The organism is Coleofasciculus sp. H7-2 (assembly GCF_042747725.1).
In the GTDB taxonomy this organism is placed as follows: Bacteria; Cyanobacteriota; Cyanobacteriia; order Cyanobacteriales; family FACHB-T130; genus FACHB-T130.
On the sequence record NZ_JBHZGO010000110.1, the window covers coordinates 274,382 to 299,076 of the forward strand.

23 protein-coding genes are annotated in these 24,695 nt (G+C 47.8%); 11 read left to right on the forward strand and 12 right to left on the reverse strand.

Going from position 1 to position 24,695, the window contains the following annotated elements:
* The first annotated feature begins 19 nt into the window (after positions 1–19).
* Positions 20–1,675 (forward strand): PfaD family polyunsaturated fatty acid/polyketide biosynthesis protein, encoded by a 1,656-nt coding sequence (locus ACFW2W_RS25715; RefSeq protein WP_378184610.1) that lies wholly within the window; start codon positions 20–22, stop codon positions 1,673–1,675.
* Positions 1,676–1,798: 123 nt separating this feature from the next.
* On the opposite strand, the gene ACFW2W_RS25720 is transcribed toward ACFW2W_RS25715, so the two are convergent.
* The 3 genes from ACFW2W_RS25720 to ACFW2W_RS25730 form a co-directional block, all read right to left on the reverse strand.
* Entirely contained in the window at positions 1,799–2,026 is a 228-nt protein-coding gene (locus ACFW2W_RS25720; RefSeq protein ID WP_378184611.1) for a LysR substrate-binding domain-containing protein, read from the reverse strand.
* A 40-nt stretch (positions 2,027–2,066) separates the two neighbouring features.
* Positions 2,067–2,672, reverse strand: a complete 606-nt coding sequence (locus ACFW2W_RS25725) for a thioredoxin family protein (RefSeq protein ID WP_378184612.1) — start codon at positions 2,670–2,672, stop codon at positions 2,067–2,069.
* A gap of 238 nt (positions 2,673–2,910) precedes the next feature.
* Positions 2,911–3,057 carry a hypothetical protein gene (locus ACFW2W_RS25730; RefSeq protein ID WP_378184613.1) on the reverse strand — a complete coding sequence of 49 codons (147 nt, stop codon included), beginning with the start codon at positions 3,055–3,057 and terminating at the stop codon, positions 2,911–2,913.
* Positions 3,058–3,207: 150 nt separating this feature from the next.
* On the opposite strand from ACFW2W_RS25730, the gene ACFW2W_RS25735 reads away from it, so the two are divergent.
* Complete coding sequence (locus ACFW2W_RS25735; protein WP_378184614.1) at positions 3,208–3,612, forward strand: NIL domain-containing protein; 405 nt, start codon at positions 3,208–3,210, stop codon at positions 3,610–3,612.
* Between the two features lie 50 nt (positions 3,613–3,662).
* On the opposite strand, the gene ACFW2W_RS25740 is transcribed toward ACFW2W_RS25735, so the two are convergent.
* Positions 3,663–5,816 (reverse strand): HEAT repeat domain-containing protein, encoded by a 2,154-nt coding sequence (locus ACFW2W_RS25740; RefSeq protein WP_378184615.1) that lies wholly within the window; start codon positions 5,814–5,816, stop codon positions 3,663–3,665.
* Positions 5,817–5,893: 77 nt separating this feature from the next.
* On the opposite strand from ACFW2W_RS25740, the gene surE reads away from it, so the two are divergent.
* The 3 genes from surE to ACFW2W_RS25755 all read left to right on the forward strand — a co-directional run bounded on the left by surE (position 5,894) and on the right by ACFW2W_RS25755 (position 8,044).
* Positions 5,894–6,571: a 5'/3'-nucleotidase SurE gene (gene surE / locus ACFW2W_RS25745; protein ID WP_378184616.1), complete on the forward strand. Its 678-nt coding sequence runs from the start codon at positions 5,894–5,896 to the stop codon at positions 6,569–6,571.
* Between the two features lie 215 nt (positions 6,572–6,786).
* The gene (locus ACFW2W_RS25750; RefSeq protein WP_378184617.1) at positions 6,787–7,074 is read left to right on the forward strand and encodes a hypothetical protein; all 288 of its coding nucleotides are present in this window, start codon (positions 6,787–6,789) and stop codon (positions 7,072–7,074) included.
* A 34-nt stretch (positions 7,075–7,108) separates the two neighbouring features.
* Positions 7,109–8,044 carry an NAD-dependent epimerase/dehydratase family protein gene (locus ACFW2W_RS25755; protein ID WP_378184618.1) on the forward strand — a complete coding sequence of 312 codons (936 nt, stop codon included), beginning with the start codon at positions 7,109–7,111 and terminating at the stop codon, positions 8,042–8,044.
* A 70-nt stretch (positions 8,045–8,114) separates the two neighbouring features.
* Here ACFW2W_RS25755 and pgsA read toward each other — a convergent pair whose 3' ends face one another.
* The 5 genes from pgsA to ACFW2W_RS25780 form a co-directional block, all read right to left on the reverse strand.
* On the reverse strand, positions 8,115–8,642 hold the full coding sequence (pgsA, locus tag ACFW2W_RS25760; protein WP_378184619.1) for a CDP-diacylglycerol--glycerol-3-phosphate 3-phosphatidyltransferase: 528 nt from the start codon (positions 8,640–8,642) through the stop codon (positions 8,115–8,117).
* Positions 8,643–8,756: 114 nt separating this feature from the next.
* Positions 8,757–9,458 (reverse strand): sugar transferase, encoded by a 702-nt coding sequence (locus ACFW2W_RS25765; RefSeq protein ID WP_378184620.1) that lies wholly within the window; start codon positions 9,456–9,458, stop codon positions 8,757–8,759.
* Between the two features lie 229 nt (positions 9,459–9,687).
* Positions 9,688–11,604 carry a hypothetical protein gene (locus tag ACFW2W_RS25770; RefSeq protein ID WP_378184621.1) on the reverse strand — a complete coding sequence of 639 codons (1,917 nt, stop codon included), beginning with the start codon at positions 11,602–11,604 and terminating at the stop codon, positions 9,688–9,690.
* 74 nt (positions 11,605–11,678) lie between these two features.
* Entirely contained in the window at positions 11,679–15,167 is a 3,489-nt protein-coding gene (locus tag ACFW2W_RS25775) for a hypothetical protein (protein ID WP_378184622.1), read from the reverse strand.
* A gap of 113 nt (positions 15,168–15,280) precedes the next feature.
* A complete protein-coding gene (locus ACFW2W_RS25780) occupies positions 15,281–15,625 on the reverse strand; it encodes a hypothetical protein (protein ID WP_378184623.1) in 345 nt (114 codons plus the stop codon).
* A 72-nt stretch (positions 15,626–15,697) separates the two neighbouring features.
* Here ACFW2W_RS25780 and ACFW2W_RS25785 point away from each other — a divergent pair, with 72 nt between their 5' ends.
* From ACFW2W_RS25785 to cobT, 4 genes are all read left to right on the forward strand, one after another.
* Positions 15,698–16,405, forward strand: coding sequence for a Crp/Fnr family transcriptional regulator (locus ACFW2W_RS25785; protein ID WP_378184624.1), 708 nt, complete (start codon positions 15,698–15,700; stop codon positions 16,403–16,405).
* Between the two features lie 59 nt (positions 16,406–16,464).
* A complete protein-coding gene (locus ACFW2W_RS25790) occupies positions 16,465–16,989 on the forward strand; it encodes a universal stress protein (protein WP_378184625.1) in 525 nt (174 codons plus the stop codon).
* A gap of 115 nt (positions 16,990–17,104) precedes the next feature.
* Positions 17,105–17,860: a DUF2232 domain-containing protein gene (locus ACFW2W_RS25795; protein ID WP_378184626.1), complete on the forward strand. Its 756-nt coding sequence runs from the start codon at positions 17,105–17,107 to the stop codon at positions 17,858–17,860.
* Between the two features lie 2 nt (positions 17,861–17,862).
* Positions 17,863–18,978, forward strand: coding sequence for a nicotinate mononucleotide-dependent phosphoribosyltransferase CobT (cobT, locus tag ACFW2W_RS25800; protein ID WP_378184681.1), 1,116 nt, complete (start codon positions 17,863–17,865; stop codon positions 18,976–18,978).
* A gap of 100 nt (positions 18,979–19,078) precedes the next feature.
* Here cobT and ACFW2W_RS25805 read toward each other — a convergent pair whose 3' ends face one another.
* The gene (locus ACFW2W_RS25805) at positions 19,079–19,492 is read right to left on the reverse strand and encodes a hypothetical protein (RefSeq protein ID WP_378184627.1); all 414 of its coding nucleotides are present in this window, start codon (positions 19,490–19,492) and stop codon (positions 19,079–19,081) included.
* A gap of 439 nt (positions 19,493–19,931) precedes the next feature.
* Between ACFW2W_RS25805 and ACFW2W_RS25810 the strand changes: the two genes are divergently transcribed.
* Positions 19,932–20,567, forward strand: coding sequence for a phycobiliprotein lyase (locus ACFW2W_RS25810; protein ID WP_378184628.1), 636 nt, complete (start codon positions 19,932–19,934; stop codon positions 20,565–20,567).
* Positions 20,568–20,615: 48 nt separating this feature from the next.
* The gene (locus ACFW2W_RS25815) at positions 20,616–21,767 is read left to right on the forward strand and encodes an extracellular solute-binding protein (protein ID WP_378184629.1); all 1,152 of its coding nucleotides are present in this window, start codon (positions 20,616–20,618) and stop codon (positions 21,765–21,767) included.
* On the opposite strand, the gene ACFW2W_RS25820 is transcribed toward ACFW2W_RS25815, so the two are convergent.
* The gene (locus tag ACFW2W_RS25820; RefSeq protein WP_378184630.1) at positions 21,715–22,389 is read right to left on the reverse strand and encodes a hypothetical protein; all 675 of its coding nucleotides are present in this window, start codon (positions 22,387–22,389) and stop codon (positions 21,715–21,717) included. The genes ACFW2W_RS25815 and ACFW2W_RS25820 overlap by 53 nt on opposite strands.
* 309 nt (positions 22,390–22,698) lie before the next feature.
* A complete protein-coding gene (locus ACFW2W_RS25825; protein WP_378184631.1) occupies positions 22,699–24,498 on the reverse strand; it encodes a putative bifunctional diguanylate cyclase/phosphodiesterase in 1,800 nt (599 codons plus the stop codon).
* Between the last annotated feature and the right edge of the window lie 197 nt (positions 24,499–24,695).

Consider the following 24,695-nt stretch of genomic DNA (forward strand, 5'->3'; position numbering starts at 1 on the left):
TGAATTGGAAAAAGAAACTATGTTGGCAATACCTTTGACGCAAAACAAAAATGGTCTTCGATTCTCAGGAAATCCGAACAATCAAAATCCAGTATGGCAGGGTTCTTTAAGTTCTGTAGCTTTTGATGAAGAAGGTATCAAGGCTAAACTGCTGAATTTAGATAAACCCTGTTACATCGTTAGCAAGCAAGGTCAAATTGGCATCACTAACGAAGGTTATTTAGGCGATGCTAATAACGGCAAAACTGAATCAGTAGAAACTTTGACGGCTGTACCGCCGCTGCTTACACAACAGTTGGGAGATCCAAATTTTCTCACTTTTCATGGCGTAAAATATGCCTATAGTACTGGGTCAATGGCTAATGGCATTGCCTCAGAAGAAATGGTGATTGCCCTTGGCAAAGAGAAAATTCTCAGTGCCTTTGGTGCCGCTGGCTTAGTTCCTTCCAGAATTGAAACTGCTATTCACCGCATTCAGCAAGCACTGCCCCAAGGACCTTACGCATTTAATTTGATCCACAGTCCTAGTGAAGCTGCAATTGAGCGAGGTGCGATCGCTCTATATCTCCAACATGGCGTAACTACGGTAGAAGCTTCCGCATTTCTGGATTTGACGCCCAACATTGTCTATTATCGGGCAGCCGGACTCAGTGTCAATTCAGCGAATCAAATCGAGATCAAAAACAAAATAATTGCCAAAATTTCTAGGACAGAAGTTGCCACTAAATTTTTGCAACCAGCACCAACCAAAATGCTCAAGCAATTGGTCGCTCAAGGCTTAATTACTGAGTTGCAAGCTACTTTAGCTGAAAAAGTTCCTATGGCTGACGATATCACTGTAGAAGCCGATTCTGGCGGTCATACAGATAATCGTCCGCTGGTTTGTCTCCTGCCTTCGATTCTGGCTCTCAGGGATGAAATTCAAGAAAAATATGGTTATGAACAACCTGTTAGAGTTGGAGCTGCTGGAGGAATTGGTACACCGCAGTCAGCATTAGGGGCATTTATGATGGGAGCCGCTTATGTGGTGACTGGCTCCATTAACCAATCTTGTCTTGAAGCTGGAGCTTCTACTCATACCAAAAACTTGCTAGCTCAAGCGGGGATGGCTGATGTCAGTATGGCACCAGCGGCGGATATGTTTGAAATGGGGGTGAAATTACAAGTCCTTAAACGTGGCACTCTCTTCGCAATGCGGGCGCAAAAACTCTTTGATTTCTACAAGAACTATGACTCAATTGAAGAAATTCCTCTTGTGGAAAGAGAGAAATTAGAAAAAGAAATATTCAGGAAGAGTCTAGAGTCAGTTTGGGAAGATACCGTTGCTTATTTTTCTCAACGCGACCCGGATCAAATAACCAGAGCAGATAACAATCCCAAACGTAAAATGGCTCTGATTTTTCGCTCGTATTTGGGGTTATCCTCCCGCTGGTCTAATGCTGGTGAGAAAGGTCGTGAAATGGATTATCAAATCTGGTGTGGTCCCGCGATGGGATCGTTCAATGAATGGGTGAAGGGTTCTTATCTGGCTCAAGCGAATAATCGTCGCGTAGTTGATGTTGCAGATCACATAACGATTGGTGCTGCCTTTTTGTACCGGCTGCAAAATTTGAAACTACAGGGGTTATGGATGCCTGCACAATACTGGAATTACTGTCCAAAACCTCTTTTTTAGAGATAGTATAAACATCCTTGCTACCAGGGGCTTGCATTGTAAAGAACTTTGCCGAAAAAAGCCTCTGGGCTATCTCTATTGGTGTCGCTCAAATGGAGGCAAGCGATCGCGTATGAGCGTTTATTATGAAGAGGCTTTTGAGTGAGTTTGCGCGATCGCTTTTGTCACTTCCCAGAACTCGCGCCAAGTAGCTGAGGCATCGTCTCGTCGCCATACAGCCGCCATTGCGACAGTTGGTGTGTATTCAGCGATGTTTTTGTAGAAGACATCCTTGCGTTGAAGATTTTGGACATTAGCTGGTAGCAAGGCAACTCCAACCCCGCCAGCGACTAAGCCGAGTATCGTCAGCATCAGCCCAAAAATCTTCTAACAGCCAAGTGAAAAGTAATTTTTAATCGCTTTTTACTTGGCTACCGTGACTGCGAGGGTCATCCTGACTGGCTTTGGCTGGTGTAACGGGTGATTGGAAGGCAGAAACCTGTCCCCCAGCTTGGGCGTAAGGCAGAGGTACAGAGGCAACGAGGGCGTCAATGTTTGCCTGCATAACGGGACGAGGAACCTCACCAATAGTTTGAGCGATCGCTTCTCCGTTGTTGCCGAAATATACAAAATGGGGAATCCCATCGATGCGGTAGCGCAGCATTTCTGGCAACCACTTGTTGTTATCCACATTCAGCATCACAAAATTCATCGAATCAGCATACTGCTCTTTCAATTCGCCCAGATCCTTTGCCATCGCCTGACAGCTGGTACACCAGTTCGCATAAAATTCCATCAGCGTCGGCTTGCCATTACTCAAAGCCGCTTCTAAGGGTGTAGATTGCTCAGCTTGGGTGTCCAGGGAAACTGAACTTGTCTCAGTTTGCAGTCCCAAGAATAGGGCAACGCTGAGGATGATCGCTACTAGGGCAATCAAGAAATTTCTGATGCGTCTCCCCATTGTCGATTCAGATTTCTCTGGGGATGCCACTGGCGAGTTAGGTAAATTCGCAGCCATAACCGATTTATTACAAGTTATCAATTCCTACTTTGAGTTTAACTCTAGTTAATTTTTTAAATCCTTATCGCCTACAGCAGTCAGTTAATTCTAAGTATTTATGCTTATCAAGCTCTGGATCGAGGAGAACGGCTAGCAAACAGTTTTAGAAACAAAAAACCCGGCGTCAGAACGCTGACGCCGGGAAGAAAATGGCACTAAGTACACTAGCGCCCAATTAAATAACCAAAGCCAATTTTCAACAGTTTGAACAGGGGGTTGTGCAATCAGGCATCCCGCAGTCGCCACAACTACCGGCGAGGGCTGGAGCGACTGTCAGCGCTAGCAGAGCTAGGGCAGCCACAACTCCCCCGATTACCGCTTTATTGGGCTTAGTTTTGTTCATTTTTAATCCTTCACTGTTCTAGTGGTTAGTTTGTTCTTGAACTAACTCATTATAAACTCTCCATTTAAATGGAGAGTCAAGCCCGACTCAAGAAATTTTTGAGGGAATTTTTAAGTTAAAACAGATATCAGGGGATTAAAACTTAAAGCTGTGAAAAAACGAGTAACGCTGACTTTTCCCAAACGAGCCATTCAAATGCCGGTGACTTACCGGCTGGCGAAGGATTTTAATGTGGCGGCAAATATTATCCGCGCCCAAGTGGCACCCAATCAAATTGGGAAGCTAGTGGTGGAACTTTTGGGCGATATTGATGCGCTGGATGCGGCAATAGAGTGGATGCGATCGCAAGACATCAGCGTTTCTTTTGCCAGCCGAGAGATAGTGATTGATGAAGACAGTTGCGTTCACTGCGGGTTATGCACTGGCGTTTGCCCCACAGAAGCTTTGACTCTAGAACCGCAGACATTTCGCCTAAATTTTACGCGATCGCGCTGTATTGTCTGCGAACAGTGCATTCCCACCTGTCCCGTGGAGGCAATTTCCACCAATTTTTGAATTGAAAATGCCTGTTTTTTTACATAGCGCGATCGCTAATTTAGTACAGACTAGGCGATCGCGTAGTTGTAGTAACCGCAGCGCTCTTGAATGGCAGCGATCGCATCAAGTATCGTGCTAAGAGCAACGCTATTCTCCGGTTTGAATAGCATCTGGCGCAGATGAGGCAATGCTCCAGCGCTGCCGATTTTCCCCAGACTGTAGGCAGCCTTCTCACGAACGCTAACGTCTTCGTGGTTGACAGCTTGCCTGAGCGCCCCTACTGCCGACGGGCTACTGATTTGACCTAATGCCCAGGCAACACTCCCCCGAACGCTAGCGTCTGGGTGGTTGAGAGCTTGTCGCAATGCCGCTACCGCCGCTGGAGTGCCGATTTGACCTAACGCCCAAGCAGCGCTTCCACCCACAGTCGCGTCTTCATCGTTCAACGCCTCCAACAGCCCCACCACCGCAGCCGGAGAGCCGATTTCGCCTAAAGCCTCCGCAGCCTTCTCGCGCACTCGATAGTCTGCATCGTCCAAAGCCTCCAGCAGCCCTGTCACGGCAATCGGGCAGCTAATTCTGCCTAAAGCAGAGGCAGCATTTTCGCGCACCCGATAGTCTCGATCGTGCAAAGCCTCCAGAAGTCCCGCCACAGCAGCCGGGGAGCCAATTTTTTCTAACGCAGCGGCAGCACTTTGACGAACCCCAAAGTCTTCATCATTTAACGCTTGTCGCAGCCCCACGACGCTCACTTCACTGCCGATTTTCCCTAAAGCCTCAGCAGCTTTCTCTCGAACATCAAAGTTTGGATGGTTTAAAGCTTGCAGCAGCGCCGCTACACCTTCCTCTTTGCCCATACAACCCAGGGCATAGGCAGCCATCCAACCAACCCACGAATCGTCATCTTCCAAAGCTTCCAACAGCCCAGCTACCGCCGCTTGGGCAGGTGCAGGAGCGATGCCTCTTCTGCCGATTTTCCTTAAAGCATAGGCAGCACCCCTACGAACATAAAAGTCTTGATCCTTCAAAGCTTCCAGCAGCCCCGACATTCCCGATGCGCTGCCGATTAAACCTAACCCAAAGGCAGCACAACTGCGAACCTCATAATCTTCATCTTTCAAAGCCTCCAGCAGCCCCGACACTGCCAACGGGCTGCCGGTAACGCCTAAGCCGAATGCAGCCCTCTCGCGCACCCGATAGTCTCGATCCTGCAAAACTTCCAGCAGTGTCGCCACCGCCTCCTCGCTGCCAATTTTCCCTAAAGCATAAGCAGCTCTTCGGCGAACATCAAAGTCGTCATCGTTCAACGCTTGCCGTAGCGCCATCACCGTCTCTTGGGTGCCAATAGAACCTAACGCTTCGGCTGCTTTTTGACGCACCCGATAGCTTTCATCATTTAACGCTTGCAGTAGCGCCGATACTGCTTGCTCGGTGGGAATTTGACCTAAGGCATCGGCAGCATTGTAACGCACCCGAAAATCTGCATCGTTCAAAGCTTCCAGCAGCGCCGACACTGCTTGCTCGGTGGGGATTTGACCTAAAGCATAGGCAGCTCTCCCACGCACATCAAAGTCCTCATCGTTCAAGGCTTGCCGCAGCACCCCTACGGCTGCCTGGGTGCCAATAGTACCAAGGGCATAAGCTGCACTCTCGCGCACCTGAAAGTCTTCATCGTTCAAGGCTTGTCGCAGTCCCAGCACTGCCGCATTGGTGCCGATAGAACCTAATCCATAGGCTGCACTCAAGCGAACACCAGAGTCCTCATCGTTCAATACTTCCAGCAGCGCTGTCACTACTGCATCGGTGCCGATGGAACCTAACCCATAAGCTGCACTTTCACGCACCTTAGCGTCTGAGTGGTGAAGCGCTGGGAGTAGGCTGGGAATTGCACTATTAGAGCCAGTGATACCTAAAAGTTGAAACTTCAACTCTTGAGGAACTTCTAAAGAAGCAACTAAATCGACGGTTGCGGCTTGAAACTCCGGTTTAACGGCTCCTGCTAGCTGTGCGCCTAACCTCAAATCCACTTCTAAGGCTAATTTCACTACTCGCACTACCTGAGCTTTTTCCTCCAAGCGCTGTAACATCTGCACTATGGAGTCTGTCCATTTCAGATAATTTAAATACTCCTGTTTGAGCTGGTCATCACTCAGCGGGAGTAGCTGTTGGAGGAGGTTTTCGGCGGTGTAAGATTCCTGAATCGGTTGGTGATGCAATTCCATCTAGTTGCCTTCTCACATTTGAATCAATGGGTGCTTGAGCAAATCGTCTAGGCTACGTCCGACTCAGCAAAAAATATATGACTTTGATTTTAACGAACGACGACGGAATAGACGCTCCTGGAATCCGAGCGCTGCAAAAGGCGATGAATGGCAAGGGGGTGATTGTGGCTCCTAAAGACCATTTATCGGGATGCGGTCATCAGGTGACGACGACTCAAGCGATTCATGTCCGGCGTCGCTCGGATTTTGAATATGCGATCGCTGGCACTCCCGCTGATTGCGTTCGCATTGCACTAACACATATTTGCTCTACTGTCAAATTCGTCCTTTCTGGCATCAACGCCGGTGGCAACTTGGGAGCCGATGTTTACATTTCAGGCACTGTCGCCGCCGTGCGCGAAGCAGCCTTTCATGGGGTTCCGGGGATTGCCGTTTCTCACTATCGTAAAGGCAAACAAAATGTTGATTGGGATGTGGCGGCGGGGTGGACGGCTGGAATCTTAGCCGATCTACTCAACCGTACCATCGAACCGGGAACGTTTTGGAACGTGAATTTGCCGCATTTGTTACCAGGAGATCCCGATCCTGAAGTGGTGTTTTGCGAACCTTGTCGGCAACCCTTGCCAGTTAACTATCGCGTTGAAGGCGATAATTTTTATTATGTTGGAGAATATGCCAAACGCGATCGCACTCCTGGTAGCGATGTTGATGTCTGCTTTTCCGGCAAAATCGCCGTAACTCAACTGAGGCTGTAAGATCAGCTTTGGCGATTATGCAGACTAACAATTTGTGGAACCATCTGAAGAACAATACCTAATTCTCAACGCTCTGGAAACGTTAGACCTGCTGAGGAGAATCTCGATGATGAATACAGAATAATTTGGTACATTGAGACACCTAGCCCTATCTTGCCGATTTCTCGCCTTTTGCAAAGTGGCGATATTGTCCCTATTGAACCGGAGTCAGAATTATGACAGAGCCTACTGAACTGAGGAAACAAAAGTATCAAAGATTTAAAGAACTTTTTGCTTTATCGAGACAGCGATACTTAGATTCAGGGGGTGATTCTCGGCATTCATCAGGTAGTTTTCACGGTAATGACTACTTGACAGATGAGGAACGGAGAGAATTATGCGATTTAGGGGCAGAACTTAGTGGCGTTAAAATCATTGATGATTATGTCCACTGTCAAGGTCGCTCGTGGAAATTACCGGAAACCTCACCTTTCCTTAAGAATCAAGCTAAATCTGAAGTCTAATTGTCAAATTAACTGTTGTGAATAGAAGATAAAAATGCGAATTTTAATCATGGGCGGAACCCGTTTTATCGGGGTTTATCTAACAAAAATTTTGGCGGAACAAGGACATGAAGTGGTGCTATTCAATCGGGGAAATAAACCAGCGCCCGTTGAAGGTATCAAACAAATTCAGGGCGATCGCACGGATGCTTCGCAACTAAAAGAAAAGTTATCTCCAGAAAAATTTGATGCCATTTTCGATAATAATGGTCGGGAATTGAGCGACACCCAACCTTTAGTAGAAATTTTTAAAGATCGGGTGCAGCATTTTATTTACATGAGTTCTGCTGGTGTGTATCAAAAGTCAGATCAGATGCCTCATGTAGAAGGGGATGCCGTCGATCCCAAAAGTCGTCATAAGGGCAAGCATGAAACGGAAGCTTACCTGGCACAGCAAAAAGTGCCTTTTACAGCGATTCGTCCTACGTATATTTACGGCCCTCAAAATTATAACGATCTGGAAGCTTGGTTTTTCGACCGGATTGTGCGCGATCGCCCAATTCTCATGCCCGGACATGGCTTGCATATCACCCAACTCGGTCATGTAAAAGACTTAGCGGTGGCAATGGCAGCAGTTTTGAGCAATTCTCAGGCAGTGGGACAGATTTATAATGTATCGGGCGATCGCTATGTTACTTTTGATGGTCTAGCGCGTGCTTGTGCTGTTGCTGTCGGGAAGTCCGCTGAGAATCTGCAAATTCTCCACTACGACCCCAAAAAGTTTGACTTTGGCAAACGCAAGGCTTTTCCGATGAGAACTCAGCACTTCTTCGCTTCAGTGAATAAAGCTAAGACTGAACTAGGATGGCATCCAGAATATGACTTAATTTCTGGACTAAAAAACTCGTTCCAGAAAGATTATCTTGCCTCTGGTCGTAACAAAGCCGAGATAGATTTCTCAGTTGATAACGAAATTCTAGAAGCAGGCTAAATCAGCCACAAAGACACGAAGACACAAAAGAGCTATCAGTAATGTAGAGATACGATGAATCGTGTCTCTACTAGCTAACCGCTGAGGGTTGCTCGCTTTTTTGGGGTAGAAGGTAAATAACCCCAGAAATCAAGGTGAAGGCAACGGAAATCCAGAAAGCAACAATGGCGGGAATTTGCCATGAGACAGGCAGGGGTGCGATTAAAAGCGCTAGAGCGATGATTTGACTGACTGTCTTTAACTTGCCCCAAATATTAGCACCAGTAATTGTAGTTTTGTTAACGCGCCAACCAGCGATCGCTAACTCTCTTGCCAAAATTAGAAATACGCCCCATGCTGGTACTTGACCGAGTTGAATGAGCGGCAGTAGCGGAGCCAACACCAGTAATTTATCAACTAGCGGGTCAAGAAATTTACCCAAATCTGTAACTTGATTCAATTTACGAGCCAAGTAGCCATCCAACCAATCCGTAGCAGCTGCAACCAGAAAAATTACCAAACCCACAGTGCGAGTTTCAGTCGTTGGGTTGTCCAGACAATAAAGCAGAACTGGCAACGCCAGTAAACGAGATAAAGTAATCCAATTGGGCAGCGTCATAGCAAGCAATCTCGATCTTATGAGTTAAAAAGACTGTAGACTCCGAACGGTTTCGCGTCCAGAGTCTACAGTCAGAAATTCTAAGTTTACGATTAGCGATTCGCCATTCGCTTTTTAACAAGCGCCTTTCTTATTCACAACTGCCATCACAGTCTTGAGAATCAAGCTGAGGTCGTAAGTAACAGACCACTTGTGCTGGTAGTTGATATCCATGCGGACGATATCTTCAAAGTCTTGGACGCTGGAACGACCATTGGCTTGCCACTCGCCAGTAATTCCAGGCTTAACATTCAATCGTTCCCAGTGACGATCGTCGTAGCGCATGACTTCATCAACGGTGGGGGGACGGGTTCCCACTAAGCTCATATCCCCCATCAGAACGTTCCAGAACTGCGGGAATTCATCCAAGCTGGTGCGACGTAAGAACTTACCGACGCGGGTGATCCGGGGGTCATTTTCGTTTTTAAAAATATGCCCTTTCGCTTGGTTGTTGACCAGATGCTTGAGCTTGTCTGCACCAACCACCATTGAGCGGAATTTCCAGATGCGGAACTTGCGTCCATTCAAACCGCAGCGAATCTGGCGGTAAAAGACAGGTCCTGGGTTATCCAGTTGCATAGCGATCGCTACTGGAATTGTAATTGTTGCTGCGATCGCTAACCCCACGACGGCTCCCAAAATATCAATTAGGCGCTTCTGTTTGCTGGTGACAGATGGATGACAGGCTGGGTGTTTTGCAACATCAACCCGATAGAGTTTATCAAACGCCGACGAAGCAACGTCGCGGGATTCGGGGAGGTGGGAAGTAGTAATCACAGTTTTTAAGTTAGCTACTATAATCAGGCTGCTCTTCTGTCAATATAGGCAACACTCCGTACAGATGAATCGTTGAAAGCCCTTACTTTACCGAATCTTTAAGGGAATCGGTAGTTTTTTAAGTTTTGTTAGAAGTACGGTTGACAAACAACAGATTTTAAGGATTTAATCCTCTGCCTGTGGGGTGATTGAGAATGTGACTTAATCCCAGCAGTCTGGTATCTAATCGCTAAACCGTTGCCGGTACTAACAAGTTAAAAACTAATGGTTCCTCTAGTTTTTGGTAAGTACTCGTCAGGATGGTGTTTAAATAGCGAAGATAGCGATCGCCCTGCTGAGCATTCAGTCGATACATCTGCGTCGCTTCTTTGTCGAAAAGTGGAGCCTCTGCGATCGCTTGATAGTCAGGATTTTGCTCGGAGGCGGAACTCAGCAGTCCAAACTCGACTTCCGACGGCACGATACCAGCAGGCAGTTTTCCTTCCAAAAGCGCCATGACGCGAGAATAACAAACTCGCGTATTAATGCCGCGATACTCTAATAACTGCATAATTTCATGAAGCGGCAGCGGTGCTTCCGGTAAAGCCCGTAAAAGTTCCAAAAGCAGAAAATAATCGCTGTACTGCTGTGTTTGTTGCTCCAACAATTGAGGATACAACGGTAACGTAGCCAAACCGTAAGCAACTGGACTACAGTTTAGGGTTGAGTCGTTTGAGCCAGTGTCCCGAATCAGGACTGCTTTTGGGAGTTTTTGTCGCAGCCATTGAGTTATTTCCCCGATGGCTGCGGTTCCGCCAGTACAGATAATTTGATTAATTCCCGATGCGGGTATCCCGGCTTGGGTTAGCAGTGCATTCAATTCTTGATTCAGTTTTTCAATAAACGGTTTGAACACGCGGTTTTCTAAGTCTCGGCGTGTCACCAAACAGGACTTTCCGCCCAATTCCACGGTATAGCTGTCTTGCTGTTGCAAAATTCGTTTGAGAGAATTGGCAGCTTCTAGAAGCGCTTGTCCTAGGGGAGAACTTTGCAATAACGATGCCAAGCGATCGCGCGTGGGTAAATCGGGTTCCCCGGCTTTGGGAAGGATCAAGGATGAAGAATGCAGGATGAAGGATGACTCGAATTCATTTTTCATCTTGCCTTCTTCATCGTTCAACAGTAATTGACCGATGATATCTTGATCGATCGCGTTGCCTGCATAGGCAAGACTCCGACAAGCAAACTGAGAATAAGTTAAGTCTTTAAGATTTTCGGGCAAATTCACCAAAGCCAGTTCGATGGTAGTGGCACCCGCGTTGATCGCCAGAGTCCCGCCTTGCCAGGTTACTCCCGGTAGGGTTGCACCTTCAATCCCTGCTAACAAAGTAGCGATCGCATCCTCAAGAAAGAATATTTCCTCCGGATTTTCCACTAGATGGGCACCGAGTACGGCTTCGCGGATGTTAAAGCGGTAGGTATCTCCCCATTGGGCAGGACAACCCACAATCACACCACTCAAGCAACCCATCGCTGCATTCAGCGTAGAGGGCTTTAAACCAGCAGCACCCACCAAATCACTTCTTCCATGTTCTGCTGGCGATCGCGGGTTTCCCTGACCTCCTAGGGGTCTGAGAGTGGCAAATAATGCTTGCAAGGATCGCCCCAGCCAGTAAAGCGAAATTGGCTGGTCGAGAGACCACTGCAATACCGGCTCCCATTTTTTGGCAGATGAATAGTAAGGAATTCCTACCTTTAAGTACGGTTTAAAGTCTTGGATAAAGATTCCTTCTTTCCGATTGGCAAGAGAAGACGCCAGGACACCCACAGCGATCGCTGCTGGTGTATGCGCGTAAGCGCTACTCGCTGCTGGTGTATGTGCGTAAGCGCTACTCGCAACCACCGATGAGTGCCCGTAATTTCCCCAGGATGGCCCCGTATAAGTCACCGCTGGTAAACGAAAGCTGGTCTGGGTAGATTCTGTCTGTCCCTGAGTTATCCAATAGATGGGATATCGCTCACCCGTCGAACCATTTAACAGAACGGCGGAAATGCCAGTTGTCCCAAAGTCAATCCCTAAGTACCAGGCATACTTGCTGACATTTTCCGCAGGAGATGGTTTTGCAGACCGCAGGATAGTGGAAGCATGAATTGAATTTGCATTCATTATCCCGATGGGGAGCGATTTTATACTCTCTAACACAAGTGGGGATTCAAGGGTTGTTCCCTGAGTGGGTATCTCTACGGAGTTTTTTTTTCCGGGGTGGATGAGTCTGAGAATATATCCAGATCGGAATCGTCAGAGGTTTCAGGCTGCATCAGCTCGGAAACGGCTTCTTCCTCAGGTTCAATAGGTGAATTGAGGGGGAACTGAGTGTGAGCGTCGTCTGGTGGAGTTATCAGTACTTCCAAGCGCAATAATTCTTCCTCCCACTCAGATTCCTCTGGGTGTGTTATTTCCACTTGAGAAATTTCTGGCATTTCCTCAAATTCCCAGTCGCCTAAGTCTTCTTCCTGCAACGCAGTTAGCGCATCAATGTCGGAAGCGATCGCCCTTTCTCTAGGTGGTTCTATCTGTTCCTCATCGGCGAATAATCCCCACGATTCATCAAACTCAATCGATACTGTTGTCTCCCCGTCAGTAATTTCTGGCGTCTGTTGTGCTTCCGAGTCCGCGACGTATTCTTGCTCTAGCGCCGCCGTTTCTGTAGGTAGCTCTAGATTGAGTTCTGCTTCGGGTAAGAATGCCAACGATTCATCGAAATCTATGGCTTCTGGTGCCTCCCAGGGAGGATTGGCTGGCTCCTCCCACTCCCAGTCGGCGACGTATTCTTGATCCAGCGCCGCTGTTTGTGTAGGTAGCTCTAGATTGAGTTCTGCTTCAGGTAAGAATGCCAGCGATTCATCGAAATCTATGGCTTCTGGTGTCTCTGTTGAAGTGATTCCTAACGTCTGTTGCTGCGAGTCGGCTATGTATTCTTGCTCCTCCTGCGTTCCTAGTTCTGTTTCTGTTATCAAACCTAGAGAGGGCGATACTTCCGACGATTCATCAGGGTTAGCGGGGGGAAGGAAAGCGATCGCCTTGTCTGGAGGTGGGTTCAAGGGTTCTACGGGGAACAAGGAAGCCAAATTCCAATCTGGTCTTTCATCGGGTTCTGTTACAGTGTTCGCCGCTACAGTATTCGCCGCAGTTTCCGGTTGCTCCTGATGGTTCGAGTTTTGTTGCTGGTGAGCGATCGCGTTTTCTGTTTCTGCTAAACTTAATTCCTCAGATGGCAATCTTTCCGACTCCCCATCTGTCAGTGGAACCGAATCTTCCACCAGAAAGCTATCTAAAGCAAGATCGTCCCAATCCTCCATCAACAACTCATCCAGTTCCGTCACTGGCAAAGTTTCCTGGGATTGAACTTCAAACTGTGAGTGTCTCGTCCTCTGCGTTGCTTCTGGCGCTTGTTCCTCTTGTGTTTCAACGTCAACCGTCCCCCCTGCTATCTCCATTCCAAAAATCTCTTCCTGCTGTGCGAACCAGGCACCTTGAGTCTGGATTTCTGTACCGTTATCAATAAAATCTGCCTCTACATCGCTTCCCTGCTCCTCTGATTCCGGGAACACATCCCCCTGCGGTGCCTCAAAGCTAGACAGGTCTTCACTCAGCAGTTGCAGTGTATCTCGATCCAGCCAAAAAAATTCTTCTTGGTCAACCGAGAAAGTATCCATCAATAGCAGATTCTCGTCTGGCGAAGCTGGAATGTAGATATCTTCTTCCAGACTTGCAGCTTCCTCGGTTGCAGGTTGCTCTGTGTTCTGGATTTGAGTGTTCTGGATTTGAGTGTTCTGGATTTGAGTGATTTCCTCCACACTAGGAAGTGTGGTAATTGGCAAGAAAGATTCCTCTGGCGGTACTTCCTGCTCCTGCAACAGATCGGTTAGTGCCGAAATGACCAAATCCCCTGCTTCCACAGTTTCAGTGTTGAAGGCTTCATTAGTTTCGACATTTCGATCGTCTCTGGCAATTGTCGGAGCCGCCCAATTGCCAGCTTGGACAACCGTGATTTCCCAATCTTCTGGAAATAAAACATCTTCCCAAGACTCCTCAATTTGCTCTGCTCTCGCAGGCGGTTGAGCGATCGTGGCATCTTCAGCGGGGTCTCCCAAGCCTGCAAACAGGGCATCTTCTAAAGAGTCCTGACTGCTATAGGAGTGGGGTTTCCTCGCCCCTGCTGAGTCCTGAGGGATGATTGGATCTTTACTTTCCGCCTGAATTTGGGTATCTACCGCAGGAGCATCCTCCTGTTGTTTCTTAGCACTTTGCCCTTGTGGTTCGGTACTCTTTGGCAGCGGCGGTGTACCAAACAAACTTTCAAAAAAATCGTCGATTTCGTCGCGCCTCCTTTCGGGAGTGGCGGGAAGAATAGGCTCCGTCTGGAAGATAGTTTTCATATCATCGTCATCAAGCGATGCCGCCTCCAGATTGCCCAGGTTCTCCAGATTCAAGTCTTCCAGATCGCTACTCTGGGCACCAGAGGCAGGGTTTGATGTAGTGCTAGGCGATGTTGTCCCAAAGAAATTGTCCCTTTGAGAGGGTTGCCTTTGTACTGACTCGCCTAACCTGTCCGCTGGCAGATTCAACTGGGGACTTTGCGGCTGTACCTGTTCCACTGAGCGGGGGGGCAATTCAACACCCGGATAAGGCAATGGCTGTCTGGCGACAGTAACATCATTAGGCGAGAAATTGAATTCGTTGCGATTAGGGGGTGCCGAGTGGGGTTGATCCAGAGGAATTCGGGGTTCTCTCTGGGGATAGGGGAGTTGCTGATTGCCTGTTTCTGGTGTTTTCGCAGCCGTAGTCGCGCTGCTTGCATCCACTTCTGAAATCTGCCGCGATGATTGCAAAATTGCTGAGGCTTCTTGCTGTAACTGCTCGGTGAGCTGATTCACCAACTCTGTAAACATCAGCTCGCTCTGCTGCCCCAAATTGTGCATTTTATCAAGTCCTTGGGACAAAGACTCTTGATAGCTAAAAAGATTGCGTTGCAGTGCCTCGAAGACTGTACGAATGGTTGAATCCAGCGTTGCTAGCAGTTGATCGGATTTCGCCTGTAGGGTTTGCAGTTGTTCCAGGCGCTCTTGCGGATGTAAAGGTAAAGAATTGCTGGATATCGCGTCTGAATAGCTAGGTGAGGAATTATAGGGTTGTTTCTGACTTTCTGGAGGGAGTATCTGTGCGCTCAAAAACTGAGTTTCCAGATTTCTCAGGGTTTGAGCCATCTGTTGCGCGAGACTTTCCTGCAAGCGACTAGAAAGCACCTGCAAAAATTCGGAAATCAGTTGCTGCTGTGCCGCTTGTTGCTGGGCAAGCGTTCGATGGTGCAGCCGATAACTCTCCATCTGCCGAATCTCTAGAACCAGAGACTCCCGCTGTTGGCGAAGACTCTCCAGATCCCCCTGCAAGGACTGCATCAAGCTGGTTCGCACAGCTTCCATATCTTGTTCAACCGCTTGCACGATCTGTCGTGCTGTTGCTTGCGGTTGGTAATTTTCCTGATGCCGAGCTTCATCTCCAGCGCCTGATTGTTGTCGTGAGACTAAATAGGTACGAACTTGCTCCAGAAGCCGACGCTGCTCTTGAACATCAACTGACCTGAGCCAAGGCCGACGGGAGCTGGCCTTGTGGAGGATGCTGTCGATGTCGGCGATTAGTGTAGAAATCGCATCCGTCTCGTGAGTCACAATGGAATCCCTGGCTAGAACGATTGCACAGTTATGAGAAGTTACTATACTGCCACTGCCTATAATGTTAGACTGCCCAACAAGAACAACTTATATTAAACAGGGTGTTGCATCTACCGGGTGAAATATTTCAAGACTGGTAATTCTAAATGTAGATGGAATTTTGGGTTATAGCCTTTTGTTACCAAATGGGTACCAAGAAAGCGATCGCCCAAAATGAAAGCGTTTTGGATTAAGATGCGAGTTTTGCTTTTGTTTCCCAGCAGCGAGTCGGGGGTTTCCTCTATTGAGGATAATAAAGATAGCGTCACTCGCCAATGGGTGCCTCCCAACTCCGGTTGGTACGCTGCCAAGAGCCTCCTGTTCAGCCCAATTATCTTCGAGAGCGTAAACGCCATATTCTGGAGATGCCGACCTGATTGCTGAAGTTTCCAGCTAAACGGTTGCTCTTGATTCAAACGCTACCAGCCAGCCCCACTCCAGTGGGCCACTCTTTATCAGTTCTTAGCTTTTTCATTTGTGTTGGCCCGATGGAAGACCGATACACCCCCCGCGAACCGAACTCTAACATGAATGCGTTGATTCGCTCCACACCTTTATTTTCCGGCTTACCAGAGGCCGTTGTGGAGAAAGCCACTTCCCATGTCGTCACTCGTACCCATCCCGCAAATCAGGTGATTTTGCTGGAAAATGACTGGGGCGGCTCTGTCTATTTTATTCTGGAGGGCTGGGCAAAAATTCGCACCTACAACCTTGATGGTAAAGAGGTAACGCTGAATATTCTTGGCAAAGGAGAACTTTTTGGCGAAATGGCAGCGTTGGATGAGGTACCTCGTTCAACGGATGTGATTACGCTAACTCCCACGACGATTGGCAGTATGCCTGCTCAAGATTTTGTTCAGTTAATTCATAACGAACCAATGGCAGGCGTTCGGTTGGCTCAGCTGATGGCAAAACGCCTGCGTCAAGTCAACCGTCGCCTCCGATTGCGAGAATCAGATAGTATGTCCCGCGTTGCCGACACGTTATTATTTTTGGCAGAAGGACAGGGAACAATTGCCCAAAAAGGAACGATGATCCCGAATTTACCCCACCGTGAATTAAGTAGCCTGAGCGGTCTGGCGCGAGAAACGGTGACGCGGGTTTTAACAAAGCTGGAAAAGAAGGCGCTGATTATGCGCGACCACGAGATCCTGTGCATTCCCGATTTGGTGGCCTTGGAACGGCTAATCGTCTAGTAAATGTACGGCAGTGGCACTCAGGGTGCCCAACTGCAATTTATCTGGGTGCCTAAATTATGGGTTTTCAGAAAATATTGGTTGCTATCGACTACTCTTCTTTATGTCAGACTGTCTTCGCTCAAGCGCTGGAATTGGCGCAGGCGAATCGCGGGGCAATAATGCTGCTGCATTGTCTCAGTAGCGAGATGCTCGGTGAAATAACGCCGCCGTCTGGTGAGAGGGGTTTGTATCCTCAAATGGTGACAACCTATGAAAATCACCACCTGATTGTCGAAAGGCGAATCCAGCAGGTGCAAGATTTGCTACGAAGTTACTGCGAAAAATCTGCCAGTCAGAAAGTGCCGACGGAGTTTGATTACAAAGTGGGTGAGGCTGGGCAAATGTTATGTCAAACTGCTGAGAATTGGGGTGCCGAGTTGATTGTGATGGGACGCCGGGGGCGCAAGGGATTGACAGAAGCTTTGCTGGGGAGTGCGAGTAATTATGTGCTGCATCACGCTCCCTGTTCGGTGTTGGTAATTCAGGGCATGGATACGGAGCATCCTGAGTCACTGGCGACGGGGGAAATGGCGGATGGTTAAAAGGGGTATTGGGAATTGGTAATGGGTCTTCCCATTTTCTCCTGAAGCTGCTGAAGCTCGGCTCAAAACTGGAATAGAGGTTAAATTTAGGATCTGGCTTTGTTTTTTAATCTGCATGAGCGATCCTTTTGAAGACAGTCAAGCTTCTGGTCTGGGTAATTCTCAGAAAATCGAAGCTCAGGCGAATCTAAGCGAAATGCCCCCGGCAACCAGTGCCCAAGGCGACAATTATTCCGAACCCCAGGTGAAGGCAGTTGCTCCCCTGATTATGGTGGAAACTGCATTTCTGGCTAGTACCTGTAGCCTGATTTGGCTGATTAATTATTACTTTCCAATGGGGCCGCTGCTGCGGATGTTTTTCCCAATCCCGATTGCCCTTGTATACCTGCGGTGGGGACACCGGGCGGCTTGGATGGCGGCGTTGGTTTCTGGGTTGCTGTTGTCCGTCCTGATGGGGCCAACTCGCAGCATTCTGTTTCTGATCCCCTACGGTCTCATGGGTGTCCAACTGGGGGCTTTGTGGCGGCGCAGGAGCAGCTGGCTGTTCTCGATTGGTACGGGGACAATTATTGGTACGTTTGGATTCTTTTTTCGGTTTTGGCTGCTGTCGATTTTATTGGGGGAAGACCTCTGGGTTTACATGACTAGCCAGGTGACGGGACTGGCAGAATGGGCATTTGTCAAGATAGGGCTACTGCAAGAGCCGAGTCTATCTTTGATTCAGGCGATCGCATTCGGCACGATCGTTCTCAATAATGTCATCTATCTGTTTGTTGTGCATCTGGTGGCTTTGTTGCTACTCGATCGTTTGGGCAATCCGATTCCCCGTCCCCCTCATTGGGTGCAAGTGCTGCTGGATTATGAAGAATGAGGATGATTCATGTCTACACTCAGATAGAACAGGGACATCGATGGCTCCAGCGATATCGGGGACGCCCATCGGTGTTTGCTTGTATTTTGGGCTTTACCGCCACAGGGCTGATCCCCGGTATTTCAGCGGCTGGGGCAACGCCAGAGGATCGACGATATACAGCGATCGCAGATGCGGAATTTTTGTATAAAGGTCCTCAGCCTCAGCCCCAATATCCCCTGCCTCCCCTGCAAGCGGGTGCCTCTCCAGTGCTAATCTCCCGCGCGGTGGTTGAAGCACTCGGTATTCCCGTTTATTTATTTAATGCCGGATTGCCCCAGCCGCCAACTGTCCCAGTAATTGATTTGGGAGGTGCCCCTGCTTTGTGTCTCAGCGGCGGAAATGCTTTGTCTCTAGCTACAGTGAAACATCTGTGGGAACAAGGACTCATTTGGGGACAACAACTAGCGGCAAGTATCCCTGATGGATATTTAATTCTGGGCGAGTGCGTGGTGGGGGGAACCACAACGGCTTTGGCGATTTTAACGGGCTTGGGTGTCCCCGCTGCCGGTAAGGTCAACAGCAGCCATCCTAGCTGCAATCACGCGCAAAAGTGGGCTGTGGTGGAAGCTGGGCTGAAAGCGCTCAAAGGGAGAGGCGCACAGAGGCACAGGGGCAGCGTTCATCTTACCCAAAATCCTTTACATCTAGTTGCGGCAATTGGCGATCCGATGCAAATTGCGGTTGCGGGGATGGCGATCGCTGCGAGTCGCACTTGCGGTGTCATGCTGGCTGGTGGAACGCAAATGCTGGCTGTCTATGCCTTGATGCAGGCGCTTGGGCGTCAATATCCCCTGTCCTGGGAACCCGAACAAGTTGTCGTGGGAACCACTCGCTGGGTGGCAGAAGATCCCACCGGCGATACTGTCGGCTTAGCAAAAGCAATTAGCCCAGTCCCCCTACTGGGAACTAGGCTAAGTTTTGCGCCCTCGCGTTATCCTCAACTGCGGGCTTATGAGCAAGGATATGTTAAAGAAGGCATGGGTGCGGGGGGATGTGCGATCGCGGCTCATTTAACTCAGGGTTGGCACCAGGAGCAATTACTCCAAGCCATTGAAATGTTAATTGAACGTTGTTGAAGTCTGAAATATGAAGTGTGAAGTATAAAGCCAGTCTTTATTCTTTCTTCTCTATCTGCAAGCCTTCGTTCTATCAACCTTTATCCCGCCTGCCGAATACTTAAGAGTGGATTCTCTGAGCGAGTAACTGTTCTTCTAAAGCAGCAATGCGATTATAGGCTGCGGTGAGCTGTGCCGTTAGCCGTTGGATTTGAATTGCCGGTGACAAATCTTTCTCGCTGCTATGAGAGTTACTATCTACACAGTTTGTATCGACTAAGACATCTTTGTGTTCCATTACTGGAGAGTGATTACTGTAGCTTTTATAGGCATAGCCGCTATTACTGACCCCTAGAGATGGCGGCGTACCTTCCTGAATAGGCGCTGCTTTGCTTTTAGACAAAGCTTCAGAGACTTTTTCACTCAACTGGTCAATCATTTCGTAAAGGACATCAACTTTATGATTTAAAGTGATGACTTGCTTTTGAAGTGAATCCATGCAATTCCCACTAGGCGTTAACTTGGTTTCTTTCATATTATAAAAAAACAGTTAAGAAACTATTTTACTTACGAATTATTTAACTATTGAGCTACATGAATTTATGAAGCTGGAGTGGCGATCGCTTGAGACTTTTTATGCCAGGACTGGACAGGCATGAAGAGCGGTTTTCTGGCAGCATTTGTGATGTAGGAATATTAAATTCTCGATTCTGAAGATTTATTGAGAATTTCCGCGATTCTAGCCTCTATATTCAGTCTATTTTGATTTTGATCAATGAGAAGTTCCTCTGTCAAAAGGAGGAAGAGGTAATATACTTACGTAGATAAAGAAGATAGTAACGGCGATCGCGCTTCAAAAAAACTGTAGCAAAGGCTAGAACCTTTATCAGTAGCCAAGAACACAGACGTATGTTAAATTAATCAAGCAAGCCAATCACCTTTCACTTGCGTTAAATTTTGCTTTTTTGAAAAAAATGCTCAGCATCAGAGAGTTTTTTACCGCTTGTACGGGGGTATGGACAACGGAAAGAATGTATCATTCTGTCCTCAGCGGTCAGATTGAACGCTCTCATACGGAATATTCGGTAAAAGCCCTGACATTGGAACAAAAGCAGCAAATTTTGTCATTTTCTTCGTTAAATGGCATAAAGGTAAATCTTGCCCAAGCAACGGAAGAAGAAAATGCCTGTCCTGGGTTTGCGATCGCCTTTGATACCGTCTCGGAAACGGGCGAACGAGTATCGATGAGTTTGAAGGCTTTATTTGTGCCGGATGCCTACGTGGTGCCTGGAGAATCGCCCACCGAAATACCTCCTCCACCCATCGCGGCTGAAGTTTTAGATGGGGAAGCGATTAAAGGTTTTTATTTGCGGGATGAGGGATACTCAGAAGCGGGAGCGATCGCGGGGCGCTTTACCTATCAGCCCACTCGCCAAACTCTGGAAATGATCACCTACTACCGGCGTTCTGTTGCTGTCGATCAAATGCGGATTGTAGCGCCGGATACCAGGCTCAGAACGATTATTACTTACCAACGACCCGAACCCGGAGAACAACCAACGGTAATCGATTTGGTCGGCTTTGGCGTCGAGCGCCGACAAGCGTTATAAACAGCGAATAGCGAATTGCTAATCGCAGGATTGCTAGTTGCTACAACCATGAAGAGACGGTCTTTTCTGCTGGGTGCTGGAACTCTGACATTGAGTCAGATGGTTGCAGGGTGTGGAAGTTCCCAAAACCCCACACTAAGAGTCAAACTTCTAAAAAATTCCATTCCCGCTCAGCTGTTAAATGAATTTCGCCAGAGCCTCAAGCAATCGGCGACTCTGAATTTTACGCCAGCAACACAGTTAAAAGAGCTATTTGCGAGTCTAGAAACTTGGCAGAATCCCAGTAAAGCGAAGCAGGGCTGGGGTCTTAGCTTACCCATGATTACACCCAAAACACCCGTCGTTGCCGACCTGGTGACTTTGGGGGATTTCTGGTTAGCACGGGCAATTGAGCAGAAACTCATTCAACCGCTCGAACTAACACAGGCGGGGTGGAATCAGTTGCCAAGCCGATGGCAAGAACTGGTGAAACGCAATAGTCAAGGTCAATTTGACCCCGCTGGAAAAATTTGGGGTGCGCCCTATCGCTGGGGAAGCACGGTGATTGTCTATCGCCGCGACAAATTCAAATCCTTGGGATGGACACCGACGGATTGGCAAGATTTGTGGCGAGAAGAACTGCGCGATCGCATTTCTCTTTTAGACCAACCGCGAGAAGTGATTGGTCTAACCTTAAAACGGTTGGGTCATTCTTACAACACGGAACGAATTGACAAAATTCCAGAGTTGAAAAATACCCTGCAAAAGTTGCATCAGCAGGTGAAATTTTACAGCTCCGATACCTATCTACAACCGCTATTGCTAGGAGACACCTGGCTGGCGGTGGGTTGGTCAACAGATGTATTGTCGGTGATTAAGCGCGATCGCAACATTGCTGCCGTGGTTCCTTTGTCTGGAACTGCCTTGTGGTCAGACTTATGGGTGCAACCCGCCGCTGCTGCTGCGAATCCCCTCTTGCAGGAGTGGATTAATTTTTGTTGGGAATCCAAACCTGCTACGGAAATTTCTTTGTTCAGCCGCGCCGCCTCGCCGATTGTTACTGGCATGAATCCAGCAGAGTTACCTCAATTTTTACAAACAAACCCCGTCTTGCTGCCAGATGCTCAGGTACTAGACAAGAGTGAATTTCTGTTTCCGCTTCCCCAGTCTACGGCGCTTGCGTATCGTTCCCTGTGGCAGGAAATCCGCCAAACGGTTTAGAACGAACCCGCAGACTATCTTGACCAGAGGCGACAATATCGAGATTGCAGACGGGTGGACTGGTACTGAAATTACAAGTGTAGGTTGCCAACGGTTCTTGTGGTTGATTGGCAATAAACACCCTGGTGTTGTAGCCATAATCTCTAGCAACCGTCCCAAAGCTGTTGACAAAGCTATAGCGTCCCATATAGTTCAGAAGGCTCCACAGTTGTCGGTTTACCACCAAATCCACCCGCTGTCGATTTGGGTATGCCAGCCAGTTTTCCAGTAATTTGCCACCAAACTGTTCCTCAGCCCACCAGAGGCTGGGAATCGTCGGTTTGGCTTGGGACATACTATCTGCTCTAATGACTTCACTTCTCGGTGGGCGAGACTCTGGCTCAAGTAGTTTTACGTCCAAAGGTTCTAGAGAAGGCAGCAGTGTGGCTGGTGTTTGTGCCTGCACTAACCAAGGGACAAGACACGAGGCAAGAATTGCCAAAGCTGATAACAGGAAGGAAGAAGCAATCTTTTTTCCTGTTTGGTATATCTGACATCTGCCAGCATTGTCATCTACCGTGTGTACCTGCCTAAATTGTTTAAGTTTCGCTCCAGATTTGCTTAGTTCCTGTAAAGATTCCATTTTACTCACGCTACTTCATGCAGTTATTGTCTGGTAAGAATTGCTAATGGTTCCGGCGATTGATTCAATGAATGGCTTGTAAATAAACGTAGGTTTAGACTGGTAATCGTTACTAGGGCAGGGAGCATCCCCATGAGAGTAAAAATCCATGACCAGTAGGGACGCGGTAATGCCGTGTTCCTACCGAGTGTTCCTTCATTTTTTGATCGTTCGCAACGCTCAAAAAGCTCTTTCTTGAAATTAGTAACTCTGCGGATAATATCAACAGTCACCCGACTTTGAGGGGACTGATGACGATATTTTATTACTTCATAAAACTTGCATCGGCAACCGTTTACCTGCAATCAACAATGTTTCCAATTCGGCTGCGGGTACGGGACGGCTAAACAAATAGCCTTGCATGGCATCGCAATGCTGTTGGCTTAAGAAAGCCAGTTCAGCGTCAGTTTCCACCCCCTCAGCCGTAACTTTCAGATTGAGATTGTGAGCGAGTTGAATCACGGCGGTCATAATCGCTCGGTTTTGGGTATCGCTAGTAACATCTTGGACAAAGCATCGGTCAATTTTCAAGGTGTCAAAGGGAAATTGTTTGAGATAGCTTAAGGAAGCATAGCCAGTACCAAAATCATCAATCGCAATGTGAATCCCCAACTGTTTCAATTCATTTAAAGTAGCGATCGCCATCGAAGTATTTTGCACTAGGATACTTTCAGTCAGCTCTAATTCCAAAGCATCTGGGTTCAAACCTGTGGTTTCTAATACTTGGACAATTCGCTGGCTTAAATCAGCTTGGCTAAATTGACGCCCCGACAGGTTCACTGACACCCGGAACGATGTAAATCCAGCGTTTCGCCATTTTTGCGTTTGGGCGCTGGCAGTTTGCAACACCCACTCGCCAAGCGGGACAATCAAACCCGTTTCTTCTGCCAGAGGAATAAATTCAGCGGGTGAAACCAGCCCCCGCGTCGGGTGCTGCCAACGCACCAAGGCTTCTGCACCGCTAATTTCTCCGGTTAGGAGATTTACTTGGGGCTGATAGTAAACTTGAAATTCGCTTTGTTCTAAGGCACGACGCAGACTCGCCTCTAGCACCAGCGCTTCGCCGTAATCGGCCTTGATATCCGTCGCATAAAATTGATAGTGATTTCCTCCCAGCTTTTGGGTGTAGAACATCGCCGCCACTGCCATCTTCATCAGGGTGTCTAAATCTTGCCCGTCTTTGGGATAGAAGGTAATGCCAATGCTGGCGGTGAGGAAAATTTGACCGCCTTCCAGGTTGAAGGGTTCATTCAGCGATGACAAAATGGCTTGGGCGACACTGGCAACCGTTTGTCTTTGATTTAAGGTTGCCAGAATGATCGCAAATTGATCTAAATTCAATCGAGCAACAGTGTCCTGTCGGCTTAGACAGATAGTGATTCGTTCGACAATTTCTTTGATTAACCTGTCACTACCTTGATTTCCCAAACTGTCACTAATCCGTTGAAACCGATCTAATCCCAGAAACAGCAGCGGGACAGGTTGAGCGCTGAGTGGCTGCTGGACAGAGGCAAGGGGCGATTCATTCTCCTGGGTTTTGGAATCGCTTTTGTGTTTATCTTGCCGCTTGCAAATAACTTGATTAAACCGCTCTCGCAATAGCAGGCGATTAGGAAGGTTTGTAACGCTATCGTAATGAACTAAGTGATTGAGTCTTTCTGCTGCTTGCCTTAGCGCTAAGGTATAGGGTTGAGTAATGGCTCTTTGTCTTTCGAGTCGGGCGGCGATCGCTTTGAGTATTTCCTGGGGCGTACAAGGCTTCGTTAAATAGTCGTCTGCCCCTAATTCCATTGCTTGACGCAGATCGGCTTTTTCAGCTTTGGCAGTCAGAAAAATGAAGGGAATTGTTGCGGTGACAGGATCTTGACGCAGTGCCGTCAAAACACCATAACCGTCTAGATCGGGCATCATCACATCGCAAATAATTAAATCTGGGCCAATCGTTCTTGCAATCTGCACGCCAGCAAGACCATTTTCTGCACCCGTCGCCTCGAAATCTTCCGCCTCTAACAGTTCTAATATGTTTTCGCGGATTGCTTCTTCATCTTCAACAACTAGAATTTTTACCATTTCTCTCAATTTCCTTTAATTTATTGTTTATCTTACAAAATAAAATTTTTATTTCTCTCGCCATTGTGCAAATAATTTAATTTATAAACCTTTTCTTATTTCTCATATTAAAATTTTATTTATATGTAATAACATCTTCTGCACTCGCGGCACAGGATTGGACTCTAACTTACTATTTACTTAAAGTAAAATTCCTT

Bases quoted from the DNA above. Each gene is read 5' to 3' on its own strand.
- ACFW2W_RS25805 (WP_378184627.1), bottom strand. From the start codon at position 19,492: ATGAAAGAAACCAAGTTAACGCCTAGTGGGAATTGCATGGATTCACTT.
- ACFW2W_RS25770 (WP_378184621.1), bottom strand. From the start codon at position 11,604: ATGAATGCAAATTCAATTCATGCTTCCACTATCCTGCGGTCTGCAAAA.
- ACFW2W_RS25795 (WP_378184626.1), top strand. From the start codon at position 17,105: ATGAGCGATCCTTTTGAAGACAGTCAAGCTTCTGGTCTGGGTAATTCT.
- pgsA (WP_378184619.1), bottom strand. From the start codon at position 8,642: ATGACGCTGCCCAATTGGATTACTTTATCTCGTTTACTGGCGTTGCCA.
- ACFW2W_RS25725 (WP_378184612.1), bottom strand. From the start codon at position 2,672: ATGGCTGCGAATTTACCTAACTCGCCAGTGGCATCCCCAGAGAAATCT.
- ACFW2W_RS25825 (WP_378184631.1), bottom strand. From the start codon at position 24,498: ATGGTAAAAATTCTAGTTGTTGAAGATGAAGAAGCAATCCGCGAAAAC.
- ACFW2W_RS25810 (WP_378184628.1), top strand. From the start codon at position 19,932: ATGCTCAGCATCAGAGAGTTTTTTACCGCTTGTACGGGGGTATGGACA.
- ACFW2W_RS25750 (WP_378184617.1), top strand. From the start codon at position 6,787: ATGACAGAGCCTACTGAACTGAGGAAACAAAAGTATCAAAGATTTAAA.
- ACFW2W_RS25730 (WP_378184613.1), bottom strand. From the start codon at position 3,057: ATGAACAAAACTAAGCCCAATAAAGCGGTAATCGGGGGAGTTGTGGCT.
- ACFW2W_RS25740 (WP_378184615.1), bottom strand. From the start codon at position 5,816: ATGGAATTGCATCACCAACCGATTCAGGAATCTTACACCGCCGAAAAC.
- ACFW2W_RS25720 (WP_378184611.1), bottom strand. From the start codon at position 2,026: ATGCTGACGATACTCGGCTTAGTCGCTGGCGGGGTTGGAGTTGCCTTG.
- cobT (WP_378184681.1), top strand. From the start codon at position 17,863: ATGATTCATGTCTACACTCAGATAGAACAGGGACATCGATGGCTCCAG.
- ACFW2W_RS25755 (WP_378184618.1), top strand. From the start codon at position 7,109: ATGCGAATTTTAATCATGGGCGGAACCCGTTTTATCGGGGTTTATCTA.
- ACFW2W_RS25715 (WP_378184610.1), top strand. From the start codon at position 20: ATGTTGGCAATACCTTTGACGCAAAACAAAAATGGTCTTCGATTCTCA.
- ACFW2W_RS25790 (WP_378184625.1), top strand. From the start codon at position 16,465: ATGGGTTTTCAGAAAATATTGGTTGCTATCGACTACTCTTCTTTATGT.
- ACFW2W_RS25815 (WP_378184629.1), top strand. From the start codon at position 20,616: ATGAAGAGACGGTCTTTTCTGCTGGGTGCTGGAACTCTGACATTGAGT.
- ACFW2W_RS25785 (WP_378184624.1), top strand. From the start codon at position 15,698: ATGGAAGACCGATACACCCCCCGCGAACCGAACTCTAACATGAATGCG.
- surE (WP_378184616.1), top strand. From the start codon at position 5,894: ATGACTTTGATTTTAACGAACGACGACGGAATAGACGCTCCTGGAATC.
- ACFW2W_RS25820 (WP_378184630.1), bottom strand. From the start codon at position 22,389: ATGGAATCTTTACAGGAACTAAGCAAATCTGGAGCGAAACTTAAACAA.